This is a genomic window from Streptomyces sp. S063, assembly GCF_002832675.1.
Taxonomy (GTDB): domain Bacteria; phylum Actinomycetota; class Actinomycetes; order Streptomycetales; family Streptomycetaceae; genus Streptomyces; species Streptomyces sindenensis.
Window position 1 is genome coordinate 3,759,009 of the sequence record NZ_CP021707.1, and the last position, 13,213, is coordinate 3,772,221.

Sequence of the window (13,213 nt, forward strand, 5' to 3'; positions counted from 1 at the left end):
CTCGGCAGGTGTGTCCCCATCGGTCAGGGGCTCCGGCTCTCGCGCCGAAGCCTACTGTGACCGAGGGGCGCCCGGCCTGGCCCCGGGGGGACCGGACGCGGCACCGGCCGGTGCGGACGCCCGGGCACCCGCACCGGCCGGTGCCGCGCCGGTGCTCCGGTCAGGTGATCACGCCGCCGAAGAGACCGCCGTGGGCCATGCCGAGGAAGAAGCCGACGGCGGACGCGCCGAGCCCGATGATCAGGCCGAACCGTTCGCCGGTGGTCCTGGAGACGTACATCCCGTATCCACCGGTCAGGATGCCGACCAGCCCGGCCCACGAGCTGATCAGGTGGAGGTGGTGGAACATCGCGGTCACGAAGGCGAGGGCACCCAGGACCAGGGTCACGGCGAGCAGGGTGTCCTGGAGCGGGTGCGGCTTGCCGTCGGTCGCGAAGAGCGAACCGGTTGCGGGGCGGATGGTCTGTGCCATGGAGTACCTCCTGGCCGGACAGGTGGGGCGGGTGGATCCAGCGCCTCAGCCGCTGCGGCGGGTGTAGCGCCTCTCACACCGCATCTGTCTCGATTGTGCCCTCTGAGCTCCTGATTTCAACCGGAAGCCGGTCTACGGGTACTCTGTACGGTCTGCACCGGTGTCTGCCCAGGCCACCACGGCGAGCCTCTCCCCGAACCTCCTCCACGGGATCGTTTCGGGAGTGGATTCCCGTGCCGGGTGTTCTCCTCGGAGACGCCGTTGCATCACGCATCACGACCCTCCTGCCACGGAACGACCGTGGCCGCTGAGTCCAAAGGAGGTGGGTTCCACATGCGTCACTACGAGGTGATGGTCATCCTCGACCCCGATCTCGAGGAGCGAGCAGTCTCCCCGCTGATCGAGAACTTCCTCTCCGTCGTCCGTGAGGGCAACGGAAAGGTGGAGAAGGTCGACACCTGGGGCCGTCGTCGGCTCGCCTACGAGATCAAGAAGAAGCCCGAGGGCATCTACTCGGTCATCGACCTGCAGGCCGAGCCTGCGGTCGTCAAGGAGCTCGACCGCCAGATGAACCTGAACGAGTCGGTCCTCCGGACCAAGGTCCTCCGTCCCGAAGTCCACTGAGCATCTAGCTCAGCGGTTTTCGGGTCCGAGTAGCAGCAAGCAGCCAGAAGCAATCCCCGCCGAGAGGTTCACCCATGGCAGGCGAGACCGTCATCACGGTCGTCGGCAATCTCGTCGACGACCCCGAGCTGCGCTTCACCCCGTCCGGTGCGGCGGTCGCGAAGTTCCGTGTCGCGTCCACTCCCCGCATCTTCGACCGGCAGACCAATGAGTGGAAGGACGGCGAAGGCCTGTTCCTCACCTGCTCGGTCTGGCGTCAGGCGGCGGAGAACGTCGCGGAATCGCTCCAGCGAGGCATGCGCGTCGTCGTGCAGGGCCGGCTGAAGCAGCGGTCCTACGAGGACCGCGAGGGCGTCAAGCGCACGGTCTACGAGCTGGACGTCGAGGAAGTCGGCCCCAGTCTCAAGAACGCCACGGCCAAGGTCACCAAGACCACCGGTCGCGGTGGTCAGGGCGGCCAGGGTGGATACGGCGGCGGCCAGCAGGGCGGCGGCAACTGGGGCGGCGGTCCCGGTGGCGGTGGCCAGCAGGGCGGCGGCGGTGCACCCGCCGACGACCCGTGGGCGACCGGCTCGCCGGCCGGCGGCCAGGGCGGGGGACAGCAGGGCGGCGGGGGCGGCTGGGGCGGAAGCTCCGGCGGTTCCGGCGGCTCCTCCGGCGGCGGCTACTCGGACGAGCCTCCCTTCTAGGGCAGCTCGTACCCCCACTTCTTGATCACACAGGAGAAACACCATGGCGAAGCCGCCTGTGCGCAAGCCTAAGAAGAAGGTCTGCGCGTTCTGCAAGGACAAGACCCAGTACGTGGACTACAAGGACACGAACATGCTGCGGAAGTTCATTTCCGACCGCGGCAAGATCCGTGCCCGCCGCGTCACCGGCAACTGCACGCAGCACCAGCGTGACGTCGCCACGGCAGTCAAGAACAGCCGTGAGATGGCGCTGCTGCCCTACACGTCCACCGCGCGATAAGGGAAGGGTGACAACAGCATGAAGATCATCCTCACCCACGAGGTCTCCGGCCTCGGTGCCGCCGGCGACGTCGTCGACGTCAAGGACGGGTACGCCCGCAACTACCTGGTTCCGCGTGGCTTCGCCATTCGCTGGACCAAGGGCGGCGAGAAGGACGTGGCGCAGATCCGCCGCGCCCGCAAGATCCACGAGATCGCGACGATCGAGCAGGCCAACGAGATCAAGGCCAAGCTCGAGGGCGTGAAGGTCCGTCTGGCCGTTCGCTCCGGCGACGCCGGCCGTCTCTTCGGCTCCGTGACCCCGGCCGACATCGCCTCGGCGATCAAGGCTGCCGGTGGTCCCGACGTCGACAAGCGTCGCGTCGAGCTCGGCTCGCCGATCAAGACGCTCGGCGGGCACCAGGTGTCCGTCCGTCTGCACCCCGAGGTCGCAGCGAAGCTCGGCGTCGAGGTCGTTGCTGCCTAAGGGCAGAGCTCAGCAGAGCCACTGAAGGGCCGCACCCCCTGGGTGCGGCCCTTCGCTGTGTCTGGACGCCTCGGATTCGGACGTGCTGCGGCCGGACGTGCGGTGTTTCACGTGAAACGGGGGGCGGTTGACCCAGGGGCTGTTTCACGTGAAACACCCTCCTGGGAAAGACGACGGAACAGTCGGCGGATCGAGCGGATCAGCGCGTGGCTCCGGTCACGATCCACCGGCCCGACCGGGTGCGCAGCCAGAGCGTGATCAGACGGACGGCCATCATCAGCGTCATCGCCCACCAGAGCGCGGTGAGCCCGCCGCCGAGTGAGGGAACCAGGAGTGCGACGGGAGCGAAGACGGCGAGCGTCACCAGCATCGCCCAGGCGAGATAGCGCCCGTCACCGGCTCCCATCAGGACGCCGTCCAGGACGAAGACCACGCCGGCGATCGGCTGTGAGACCGCCACGACCAGGAGCGCGGGGAGCAAGGCGTTCTTCACCGAGGGGTCGCTCGTGAAGAGCGGGATGAACAGAGGCCGCGCGAGCACGATGAGGACGCCGAGCACGATGCCGCAGCCGATACCCCACTCGACCATGCGGCGGCAGGCCTCGCGCGCGCCCTTCTCGTCGTCCGCCCCGAGATACCGGCCGATGATCGCCTGACCCGCGATGGCGATGGCGTCGAGCGCGAAAGCGGTCAGGCTCCAGAGGGAAAGGATGATCTGGTGCGCGGCGATGTCGACGTCCCCGAGCCGGGCGGCTACGGCGGTGGCGATCATCAGGACGGCGCGTAGGGAGAGGGTCCGGATCAACAGGGGTACGCCCGCCCGTGCGCTGGCCCGGATCCCGGACGCGTCGGGGCGCAGTGACGCACCGTGCTTCCGGGCGCCGCGGATCACCACGACCAGATAGGCGGCGGCCATACCCGCCTGGGCGATCACCGTTCCCCAGGCGGATCCGGCGATGCCGAGCCCGGCGCCGTAGACGAGGGTCACGTTGAGGATGGCGTTCGCCGTGAAACCGGCGATGGCGACGTACAGCGGGGTGCGGGTGTCCTGGAGGCCGCGCAGTATGCCGGTGGCGGCGAGCACGACGAGCATGGCCGGGATGCCGAGGATGGAGATCCTCAGGTACGTGATGGCGTACGGAGCCGCGGTGTCGGAGGCGCCGAAGACGTCGACGAGCCAGGGCGCCGTCGGCATCGCGAGGGCGACCACGACGGCTCCGAGCAGCAGGGCGAGCCAGATGCCGTCCATGCCCTGGCGGATGGCGGCGGGCAGATCCCCCGCCCCCACGCGCCGGGCGACGGCCGCCGTGGTCGCGTAGGCGAGGAAGACGAAGATGCTCACGGCCGTCATCAGGAGGGCTGCGGCGATGCCGAGGCCGGCCAACTGTGGGGTGCCGAGATGGCCGACGACGGCGCTGTCGACCATCACGAACAGGGGCTCGGCGACGAGTGCGCCGAACGCCGGGACGGCGAGGGCGATGATCTCGCGGTCGTGTCGTCGGCGGCCGTTCTTCGGGGTCGCGGAGGCCTGGGTCATGGGGGCCAATCTAATCTTCCACAGGTAAGAGATGCAATTGCATGTTGGCCCTTACTTGGGTGCGGCCGTGACCCGCTGTCGCGGGCCGTTTTCGGTGATCTTGAAATGAGGGCGAAAGTTTTTCTCCCCCACAGTCAGTGGACGGAGAACGTGCAGGTCAGGGTGGGTAAGGTGCTGCTGCTATGAGTTTGTCCACAGTGCTGTCCCCCGGTCCGTGCACAGGTTCGGCAAGGTTCTCCACAGCATCTGGTCCGTCGTCCACACGCCCTGTGGATAACCAGATTGGCTGACGGTGCGGAGGGGCCTACCGTGGTGCGGCGCCCGCACTCCGTTCCGGCACCGGAATCCTCCGAAACCAGACGCGCCGGAAGTGGAGTCGGGCGACCTGTTTGTCGGTGCCGTGCCGTAAGAAAGAGTGGCACGGCTAGGTCCGCGACGCGGACGGGAGGAGGCGGCCCGGTGAGCATTCCCGAGCCTTTGGACGACCCCTGGACCGAGACCGGTCCCGGGGACCGTCTGCCTGTCTCCCGCCAGCGTCGCGGGGACCGCAAGGGGCGCGAGGACCGCCATGACCGCGGTTCGGACGAGGCCTGGGACAGCGGCGCCCCCAGCTTCGAACGGGTACCGCCCCAGGATGTCGACGCCGAGCAGTCGGTACTCGGCGGCATGCTGCTGTCCAAGGACGCGATCGCCGAGGTCGTCGAGGTCATCAAGGGCCACGACTTCTACCGCCCCGCCCACGAGACCGTCTTCACAGCGATCCTCGACCTCTACGCCAAGGGTGAGCCGGCCGACCCGATCACGGTCGCCGCCGAGCTGGTGAAGCGCGGAGAGATCACCAAGGTCGGCGGAGCGCCGTATCTGCACACCCTTGTGCAGTCCGTGCCCACCGCGGCCAACGCGTCGTACTACGCGGAGATCGTCCACGAGCGTGCGGTGCTGCGGCGGCTGGTCGAGGCGGGCACGAAGATCACGCAGATGGGATACGCGGCGGACGGGGACGTCGACGAGATCGTCAACTCCGCCCAGGCCGAGATCTACGCGGTCACCGAGCAGCGCACCAGCGAGGACTACCTCCCCCTGGGCGACATCATGGAGGGCGCGCTCGACGAGATCGAGGCCATCGGCTCGCGCAGCGGCGAGATGACCGGTGTGCCGACGGGCTTCACCGACCTCGACGCCCTGACGAACGGCATGCATCCCGGCCAGATGATCGTCATCGCGGCCCGCCCCGCGATGGGCAAGTCCACGCTCGCGCTGGACTTCGCGCGCGCCGCGTCGATCAAGAACAACCTGCCCAGTGTCATCTTCTCCCTCGAGATGGGGCGCAACGAGATCGCGATGCGTCTGCTGTCGGCCGAGGCGAGGGTGGCCCTGCACCACATGCGGTCCGGCACGATGACGGACGAGGACTGGACGCGGCTCGCGCGCCGGATGCCCGAGGTCTCGGCCGCACCGCTCTACATCGACGACTCCCCCAACCTGTCGATGATGGAGATCCGCGCGAAGTGCCGTCGGCTGAAGCAGCGCAACGACATCAAGCTCGTGATCATCGACTATCTGCAGCTGATGCAGGCCGGTGGGTCGAAGCGGTCCGAGAGCCGTCAGCAGGAGGTTTCGGACATGTCCCGAAACCTGAAGCTGCTGGCCAAGGAGCTGGAGGTCCCGGTGATCGCGCTCTCGCAGCTGAACCGTGGCCCCGAGCAGCGTACGGACAAGAAGCCGATGGTGTCCGACCTGCGTGAGTCCGGCTCCATCGAGCAGGACGCCGACATGGTCATCCTGCTCCACCGCGAGGACGCGTACGAGAAGGAGTCACCGCGCGCGGGCGAGGCCGACATCATCGTCGGCAAGCACCGTAACGGCCCGACGGCCACCATCACCGTGGCGTTCCAGGGCCACTACTCCCGCTTCGTGGACATGGCACAGACCTAGGGTCCGCGAGCCCGACCTGATCCAAACGAAAGGCCCTTACTCAGCCCTTCGCCAGGGAGAGGGTGAGGAGCGGGAGCAGGCGGTCCCAGTGGGGCCGCAGGGCGGCGTCCGGGTACATGAGCACCCCGGGATACCGCTCGCCGTGGTCGGGACAGGCGACGAAGGCGTCCGCCAGGCCGTCGGTGGTGGGGATCTGCACGGTCTTGGTGGGGATGGCGGCTCTCCTTTCTCGACTGCTGTCAGGGGTCCCTCGACTCGATGGGAGCAGGTCGGGGCTTTTCCGGAAAAGGGTTCGTCAAGGGGCGGCCGGTCGGATAAGGGTTGGACCATGACTTCTCTCGGCGAAGACCTGCTTCCCAGTACCCGGCGCGCTCTGCTGCACCGCATCGCCGTCGCCCAGCGGGACGGGCGTGCGCCGTCCCTCGTGGCTGCGGTGGGGCGGCAGGGACAGAAGGTGTGGAGCGGGGCGCGTACGTGTGTCGACGGGCATGCTCCGGACGCCGATACGCAGTACCGGATCGGCTCGATCACCAAGACGTTCACGGCCGTTCTGGTGCTGCGGCTGCGGGACGAGGGGCTGATCGACCTGGACGACCCCCTGGAGAAGCACCTTCCCGGCACCGGCGTGGGCGGGGTGACCATCCATCAGCTGCTCTGCCACAGTGCGGGGCTGGGAGCCGAGACGCCGGCCCCCTGGTGGGAGCGGACGCCCGGCAGCCTGCGGCCGGAGATCGCCGATGTGCTGGGCGACCGGCCGCAGATGCATCCGGCCGGGCATCGGCATCACTACTCCAACCCCGGTTACACCCTGCTCGGTTCGCTGGTGGAGGCGGTTCGCGGCATCTCCTGGGATGAGGCGTTGCGCCGCGAGATCCTGGAACCGTTGGCCATGCACCGTACGACGAGCGGCCCCGTGGCACCGCACGCGGGCGGCTGGGCCGTCCACCCCTGGGCGGACGTCATGCTGAGCGAGCCCGCCGAGGACCTCGGGATCATGGCGCCCGCCGGCCAGCTCTGGTCCACCGCGGAGGACTTGCTGCGGTTCGCCGCCTTCCTGGCCGAGGGTGACGACCGGGTCCTGTCGGCCTCCTCCGTGCGGGAGATGCGGACGCCCGCCGTGCCGGTCGAGACGGGCGGGAGCGGTTACGGTCTGGGGCTCCAACTCGTCGGCGGTGAGGGGCGCGTGCTCTTCGGGCACTCGGGCTCTCTGCCCGGATTCGTCGCCGGCCTCTGGGTGTGCGCGGAGGAGGGCGTGGCGGCGGTCGCCCTCGCCAATGTCACCTCCGGGCTGCCCGCTGCGACGGTGGCCGCGGAGCTCCTGGGCATCGTCGTCGAGGCCGAGCCACGGATTCCGGAGCCCTGGCGACCGCTGCCCGAGGTGGACGACGAACTGCTCGCGCTGACCGGCGTCTGGCACTGGGGTACGAGTACGTTCACCCTGAGCCTGATGGGGGACCGGGGCCTCCAGCTCACGCCACTCGGCGGCAAGGGGCGCGGTGCGGCCTTCACCTATCGGTCGGACGGCACCTGGACGGGCCAGAACGACTACTACGCGGGGGAGACCCTGCGTGTCGTGCGCAAGGACGACGGTTCGGTGGATCACCTCGACCTCGGCTCCTTCGTCTTCACACGTGAGCCGTACGAGGTGGGGGCAGCCGTGCCCGGCGGCGTGGACGCGGAGGGTTGGCGGGGGCTCGGCGGCTGAGTTCAGGGCCGGTGAACGGGGGGGTGTTTCACGTGAAACACCCACCCGGCTTTGTCTGTCAGAGCGCCAGCTTGAAGCCCACATGGCTCGCTGTGAAGCCGAGCCGCTCGTAGAAGCGGTGCGCGTCCTCGCGGGTGACATCCGAGGTCAGCTGCACCAACTGGCAGTTCTGGCGGCGGGATTCGTCCACCGCCCACTGGATGAGCTGGGTACCGAGGCCGCTGCCGCGCTCGTCACCGTGAATGCGGACGCCCTCGACGATCGAGCGTGTCGAACCCCGGCGGGACAGCCCCGGGATGATGGTGAGCTGAAGGGTGCCGACGACGCGGTCCCGGCGGACAGCGACGACCACGTGCTGGTTCGGGTCGTCGGCCAGTCGCCGGAACGCCTCCTGGTACGGGGTGAGGTCGTCCGGTGACTCGCGCTGGGCGCCCAGAGGGTCGTCGGCGAGCATCGCGACCACCGCGGGCAGGTCGTCCGGCGTGGCGGGGCGTATTTCGAGATCGCTCATGATCGGCAGCATAAGGCGATCCCGGGTGGGTCAGACCGGAGCCTTCAGCTCTTCGACCGCCCTGACCAGAGGGGCGAGCTCCGGGTTCTCCGCCGCCTCGTCCAGGGCCGCCCGCAGCGCACTGTCGTTCGTCGGCCGGGCGTCCTTCAGCAGTGTGAGCCCGGCCTCCGTGACGTCGGTGTAAATGCCCCGACGGTCGGTGTCGCACAGATACCGGGTCAGCAGCCCACGGTCCTCGAGCCGGGTAACGAGACGCGTGGTGGCGCTCTGGCTGAGGACGACGGCGTCGGCGACCTGCTTCATCTGGAGATGCCCGCCGACGCCATTGTGCTGTCGGCTCAACACGTCGAGCAAGGAGTACTCGCGTGCGCTGAGCCCGTGGCCGGCCTGGAGGGCCCGCTCGATGCGGGCCTCGATCTTCCCGTGGAGCAGCGAGAGCGTGCACCAGCTCTGGGCAATGGCGGTCAGGGCGGGGTCGGTCGCCGTCATGTCTCTCTCCTCCGTACGGGAGCCGCGTGACTCCAGGATAGGGGACATCTGCAATAGCCCGCGTTTGCAATTAACCAGCGTCTGCAATTATTGTGGACGCCCGTAAGGCGCAGACGCAATCTTCAAGGAAGGTCACACCCATGCCGCTGGCGCTCCTCGCTCTCACCATCGGGGCATTCGGGATCGGAACGACCGAGTTCGTGATCATGGGGCTGCTCCCCGAGGTCGCCGGTGATTTCCAGGTCTCGATCCCGACTGCGGGCTTCCTGGTGACCGGCTACGCGCTCGGTGTGGTCCTCGGAGCCCCGCTGATGACGCTGCTGGGCACCCGTGTCTCCCGTAAGCGCATGCTGATGTTGCTCATGGGGCTGTTCGTCGTGGGCAACGTGGTGTCCGCGCTCGCCCCGGTCTTCGGCGTCATGCTCGCCGGCCGTGTGATCGCTTCCCTCGCGCACGGTGCCTTCTTCGGCATCGGCTCGGTGGTCGCTGCCGACCTGGTCGCCCCGCAGAAGAAGGCCGGGGCCATCGCCATGATGTTCACCGGACTCACCGTCGCCAACGTCGTCGGCGTTCCCCTCGGCACGTATCTCGGACAGACCGCGGGCTGGCGGACCACGTTCCTCGTCGTCGCCGCCCTGGGCGTCGTGGGACTGCTCGGCGTCGCCAGGCTCGTACCGGAGCAGCCCAGGGCGGAAGGCGTACGCATCCGCCACGAGCTGGCCGCCTTCCGCAACGTCCAGGTCCTGCTGGCGATGGCCATGACCGTCCTGGGCTTCGGCGGAGTCTTCGCCGCCATCACCTACATCACCCCGATGATGACCGAGGTCGCCGGCTACTCGGCGTCGTCCGTCACCTGGCTGCTGGTTCTCTTCGGCCTCGGCATGGTGGGCGGCAACCTGATCGGCGGAAAGCTCGCCGACCGCCGTCTGATGCCCCTGCTGTACGTGTCACTCGGCGCGCTCGCCGTGGTTCTCGGCCTGTTCACGGTCACCGCGCACAACAAGGTCGCCGCGGCCGTCACCATCGTCCTGATCGGCGCCTTGGGCTTCGCGACCGTGCCGCCGCTGCAGAAGCGGGTCCTGGACCAGGCGGCGGGCGCGCCGACGCTGGCCTCCGCGGTCAACATCGGGGCCTTCAACCTCGGCAACGCCCTGTCCGCGTGGCTCGGCGGTCTCGTCATCGCGGCCGGTCTCGGCTACACGGCCCCGAACTGGGTCGGCGCCGTGCTCGCTGCATCGGCGCTGCTCCTGGCGGTGCTCTCCGGCCTGCTGGAGCGCCGGGACACCGGGAAGGGCCGGATCGTCGCCGGGAACAGCCCCGAGCCGACCCCCGTGGCAGCTGCCCGGCACTGACCTCGGCGCTTCCGGGTCCGCGTGACGTGACCGGTCGTACCGCGCATCGGCCACACCGCGACAGCCCGACCGCGCTCCAGCCGCACCGCCCTCGCGACGGTGCGGCTGTTTCCGTGTCAGCCCGTCGCGACGGTGAGCGGGGCGAACCTGCGGGCGGCGTCACCGGGCAGATCCGGGATGCCGTACGTCATCACCGTGGTCCGGGAGAGGGGCTCAAGGCCGCGCTCCATGAGCCAGCCGAGCAGCTCCTTGTGCCGGGCGTCCACATCGGCCCGGAGCGGCCGGTCCGTCGTGGCGGCCAGGGCCGCGACCAGGGCCTGCGCGGTGGCCCAGTCCCGGGCGATCAGCGGCCCCACCACCTCGGCCTGCCCGCTCGGCCAGAGCGCCGCGTAGCCGACCAGCTCGCCGTGGTCCTCGGCGACCTGCAGCCGGTCGGCGAAGGCGGGCAGCCGGGCGAGGAGATGGGTCCGGTCGGTGCCGAACGCGGGGAGGTCGAGCCGGACCATCGCCTGCAGATCGTCCGCCGCGGCCGGCCGGGTGGTCACGGAAGAGGAAGCCGATGGGATCAGCGACGATGCGTGGGCGGCCGAACCCGAGCCGCCGGGGCCGACGGCTTCGAAACGGCCGCCGACGCGTTCGGCCCGGCCCACGGGGGAGAAGCCAAGGTTCTCGTAGAGCGGCTGCCCCTGTTCCGTGGCGTACAGGGCGAGCGGGGTGTCCTCCGCCGTCTCCATGACGTGCTGCATGAGTCGGCGGGCGATCCCCTGACGTGCGTAGCGTCCGGCGACGAGCATCATGCCCACGGCGGTGAAGTCGGATCCGTAGGGCATGGTGAGGCAGGTCGCCGCCAGACCCTTGCCGTCCGGGGCGTCGATCCCGTACCCGGTGCCGGCCGAAAGCAGCAGCCCCCACCGGTGTTCGTCGCGCGGCCAGCCGCGGTCCTCGCAGAGGTCGGCGCAGGGGACCAGGTCTCCCCGGTTCAGGCGTCGGATCGGCAGGTCGACGAGGGAACGGGGTGAAGGGCTGTGCATGGGGTCAGGCTGTCTGACGGGATGATCGCGCGTCCACCGATTTCGCGGAACTGGCCGAGAACCGCAGCCGCCTGCCTCGCCGGGTGAGCCCCCAGGGCTTGAGGATCGAGATCGCGGTGATGAAGAGAAAGGTGGTGATGGCCACCGACGGCGCGATCACGAGGTTGACGTCCACGGCTCCGTCGGCGGCCGCCGCGTCGATACCGGGGCGCAGGGAGAAGATCGACAGGCCGGTCGTGATCAGAGTCAGCCAGAACTTGGTCCACACCCAGTGATGCCGGGCAGGGGCGACGAGGAGCCCTCGGTGTACGGGGCGCTTGAGTGGTTTCACGTGAAACACGATGCCGAGCCCGACCGCCCGGGGCGTCCGACAGCGGGAGTATCCACGGATACCGGCCGAGGAGTAGGAGCCCTGGCCGGTACGGGGACGTGTACGCGCCGCGGGGGTGTCAGCCCAGGTCGGGGGCGTGCATCGCGCGTACGCCTTCGATGTTGCCGTCCAGGTAGTGCCGTAGGGACAACGGAACGAGGTGCACTGCCGCGATCCCGACCCGGCTGAACGGGACCCGGACGATCTCGTACTCCCCGGTGGGCTCGTCGATTTCCGGGCCGTGCCGCAGGGAGGCGTCCATCGACGCCAGCCGGCAGACGAAGAAGTGCTGGACCTTCACACCCGTCACGCCGCCGTCCGCGATGTGCTCCACGGTGTCGACGAAGCACGGGACCACGTCGACGATCTTGGCGCCGAGTTCCTCGTCGACCTCGCGGTGCAGTGCGTCGACAACGGTGGCGTCCTCCGGCTCGACCCCACCGCCGGGCGTGAGCCAGTACGGATCGACTCCCGGCTTCGTGCGCTTGATGAGGATGAGATCGTCGCCGTCGAGCAGGACGGCGCGTGCGGTGCGCTTGACCACAGGACGTTCGGTCATGGCAAGAGAGTGGCCCGCGGAGAGCCGTCTGAAACTCCCCCAGGTCCAGTACCTGTCCTACCGGCCCGACCGGACCGCCGCGTCCAGCGCCTGTCCGACATCGGCGAGCAGGTCCTCGGGGTCCTCCGCGCCGACCGAGAAACGGATGAAGCCCTCCGCGACGGCGTCACCGCCCCAGCGGCCGCGGCGCTCCGCGGTGGACCGGACGCCCCCGAAGCTCGTCGCGTCGTCGACCAGCCGCAGCGCGGTCAGGAACTGTTCCGCGGTGTCCCGGTCGGCCAGCTCGAAGGAGACCACGGACCCGAAGCGCCGCATCTGGCGGGTGGCAACGGCGTACGAGGGGTCGGTGGGCAGCCCCGGATACCGCAGGCCTGTCACCTCGGTCCGCTCGGCCAGTGCCTCGGCGAGGGCGAGGGCAGTGGTGCACTGCCGGTCGATGCGCAGCTGAAGGGTGGACAGCGAACGGTGGGCGAGCCAGGCCTCCATCGGTCCGGGGATCGCCCCGACGACCTTGCGCCAGCGCCGTACGTCCGCCGTCAGGCGGGGGTCGCGGCAGGTCACATGGCCGAGCAGGATGTCGCCGTGGCCGGTCATGCCCTTGGTGTCACTGGCGACCGAGAAGTCGGCGCCCAGCTCCAGCGGGCGCTGGCCGATCGGGGTGGCCAGGGTGTTGTCGACGGCGACGAGGGTGCCCGCCGCGTGCGCGGCCTCCACCAGCCGCCGGATGTCGCAGACGTCCAGGCCCGGGTTGGACGGGCTCTCGATCCACAGGAGCTTCGCCCCGGTCAGCAGGGCCAGCTGGGCATCGCCGCCGGTCGGCGCGGTCCGGACCTCCACCCCGTACGCCGTCAGTTGTTCCCGTACGAGGGGGAGCGCCTGGTAGCCGTCGTCGGGCAGGACCACGGCGTCGCCCGAGCGGACCTGGGAGAGCAGTACCGCGGTGATCGCCGCCATGCCCGAGGCGAACACCGTCGTGCCCACCTCCTCGCCGGGAGCCTCCAGCTCACCGATGGCCCGCTCCAGGTGGGTCCAGGTCGGGTTGGTCTCCCGGCCGTAGGTGTACGGGCCCACCGGTTCGCCGGAGAGGTGGAAGTGCGCGGCGAAGACGGGGCCGGGCAGTGTGGGCTCGAACTGCTCCGGTTCCGGGAGCCCGGCGCGTACCGCACGTGTTCCGTCGCCCATGGTGCTCATGCC

14 protein-coding genes and 2 pseudogenes are annotated in these 13,213 nt (G+C 69.4%); 7 read left to right on the top strand and 9 right to left on the bottom strand.

Annotated elements, in window-relative coordinates:
- Nucleotides 1-160: 160 nt before the first annotated feature.
- Entirely contained in the window at nt 161-472 is a 312-nt protein-coding gene (locus tag CCZ36_RS17235) for a hypothetical protein (protein WP_006126010.1), read from the bottom strand.
- Between the two features lie 333 nt (nt 473-805).
- Here CCZ36_RS17235 and rpsF point away from each other — a divergent pair, with 333 nt between their 5' ends.
- The 4 genes from rpsF to rplI all read left to right on the top strand — a co-directional run bounded on the left by rpsF (nt 806) and on the right by rplI (nt 2,530).
- The gene (rpsF, locus tag CCZ36_RS17240; protein WP_006126011.1) at nt 806-1,096 is read left to right on the top strand and encodes a 30S ribosomal protein S6; all 291 of its coding nucleotides are present in this window, start codon (nt 806-808) and stop codon (nt 1,094-1,096) included.
- A 74-nt stretch (nt 1,097-1,170) separates the two neighbouring features.
- Nucleotides 1,171-1,785: a single-stranded DNA-binding protein gene (locus tag CCZ36_RS17245; RefSeq protein WP_006126012.1), complete on the top strand. Its 615-nt coding sequence runs from the start codon at nt 1,171-1,173 to the stop codon at nt 1,783-1,785.
- Between the two features lie 43 nt (nt 1,786-1,828).
- Complete coding sequence (gene rpsR / locus CCZ36_RS17250; RefSeq protein ID WP_003967857.1) at nt 1,829-2,065, top strand: 30S ribosomal protein S18; 237 nt, start codon at nt 1,829-1,831, stop codon at nt 2,063-2,065.
- A gap of 18 nt (nt 2,066-2,083) precedes the next feature.
- Complete coding sequence (gene rplI / locus CCZ36_RS17255) at nt 2,084-2,530, top strand: 50S ribosomal protein L9 (RefSeq protein WP_030576021.1); 447 nt, start codon at nt 2,084-2,086, stop codon at nt 2,528-2,530.
- A 199-nt stretch (nt 2,531-2,729) separates the two neighbouring features.
- Here rplI and CCZ36_RS17260 read toward each other — a convergent pair whose 3' ends face one another.
- Nucleotides 2,730-4,067 carry an MATE family efflux transporter gene (locus CCZ36_RS17260; RefSeq protein WP_069735687.1) on the bottom strand — a complete coding sequence of 446 codons (1,338 nt, stop codon included), beginning with the start codon at nt 4,065-4,067 and terminating at the stop codon, nt 2,730-2,732.
- A 459-nt stretch (nt 4,068-4,526) separates the two neighbouring features.
- Here CCZ36_RS17260 and dnaB point away from each other — a divergent pair, with 459 nt between their 5' ends.
- On the top strand, nt 4,527-6,002 hold the full coding sequence (gene dnaB, locus CCZ36_RS17265; protein ID WP_006126016.1) for a replicative DNA helicase: 1,476 nt from the start codon (nt 4,527-4,529) through the stop codon (nt 6,000-6,002).
- A 91-nt stretch (nt 6,003-6,093) separates the two neighbouring features.
- On the opposite strand, the pseudogene CCZ36_RS17270 reads toward dnaB, so the two are convergent.
- A pseudogene (locus tag CCZ36_RS17270) lies at nt 6,094-6,201 on the bottom strand (dienelactone hydrolase family protein); the annotation flags it as partial.
- Nucleotides 6,202-6,330: 129 nt separating this feature from the next.
- Between CCZ36_RS17270 and CCZ36_RS17275 the strand changes: the two are divergent.
- Nucleotides 6,331-7,707 carry a serine hydrolase domain-containing protein gene (locus CCZ36_RS17275; RefSeq protein ID WP_128818051.1) on the top strand — a complete coding sequence of 459 codons (1,377 nt, stop codon included), beginning with the start codon at nt 6,331-6,333 and terminating at the stop codon, nt 7,705-7,707.
- A gap of 58 nt (nt 7,708-7,765) precedes the next feature.
- On the opposite strand, the gene CCZ36_RS17280 is transcribed toward CCZ36_RS17275, so the two are convergent.
- Nucleotides 7,766-8,218, bottom strand: a complete 453-nt coding sequence (locus tag CCZ36_RS17280; protein WP_128818052.1) for a GNAT family N-acetyltransferase — start codon at nt 8,216-8,218, stop codon at nt 7,766-7,768.
- A 30-nt stretch (nt 8,219-8,248) separates the two neighbouring features.
- Nucleotides 8,249-8,707: a MarR family winged helix-turn-helix transcriptional regulator gene (locus tag CCZ36_RS17285; protein ID WP_069735685.1), complete on the bottom strand. Its 459-nt coding sequence runs from the start codon at nt 8,705-8,707 to the stop codon at nt 8,249-8,251.
- A 140-nt stretch (nt 8,708-8,847) separates the two neighbouring features.
- On the opposite strand from CCZ36_RS17285, the gene CCZ36_RS17290 reads away from it, so the two are divergent.
- A complete protein-coding gene (locus CCZ36_RS17290; protein WP_069735684.1) occupies nt 8,848-10,059 on the top strand; it encodes an MFS transporter in 1,212 nt (403 codons plus the stop codon).
- Nucleotides 10,060-10,175: 116 nt separating this feature from the next.
- Here CCZ36_RS17290 and CCZ36_RS17295 read toward each other — a convergent pair whose 3' ends face one another.
- The 4 genes and pseudogenes from CCZ36_RS17295 to CCZ36_RS17310 form a co-directional block, all read right to left on the bottom strand.
- Entirely contained in the window at nt 10,176-11,090 is a 915-nt protein-coding gene (locus CCZ36_RS17295) for a GNAT family N-acetyltransferase (protein WP_128818053.1), read from the bottom strand.
- Between the two features lie 4 nt (nt 11,091-11,094).
- A pseudogene (locus CCZ36_RS17300) lies at nt 11,095-11,373 on the bottom strand (DUF2269 domain-containing protein); the annotation flags it as partial.
- 166 nt (nt 11,374-11,539) lie between these two features.
- A complete protein-coding gene (locus CCZ36_RS17305; protein WP_069735682.1) occupies nt 11,540-12,019 on the bottom strand; it encodes an NUDIX domain-containing protein in 480 nt (159 codons plus the stop codon).
- A gap of 57 nt (nt 12,020-12,076) precedes the next feature.
- The gene (locus CCZ36_RS17310) at nt 12,077-13,210 is read right to left on the bottom strand and encodes a cystathionine gamma-lyase (RefSeq protein ID WP_128818055.1); all 1,134 of its coding nucleotides are present in this window, start codon (nt 13,208-13,210) and stop codon (nt 12,077-12,079) included.
- Nucleotides 13,211-13,213 lie beyond the last annotated feature (3 nt).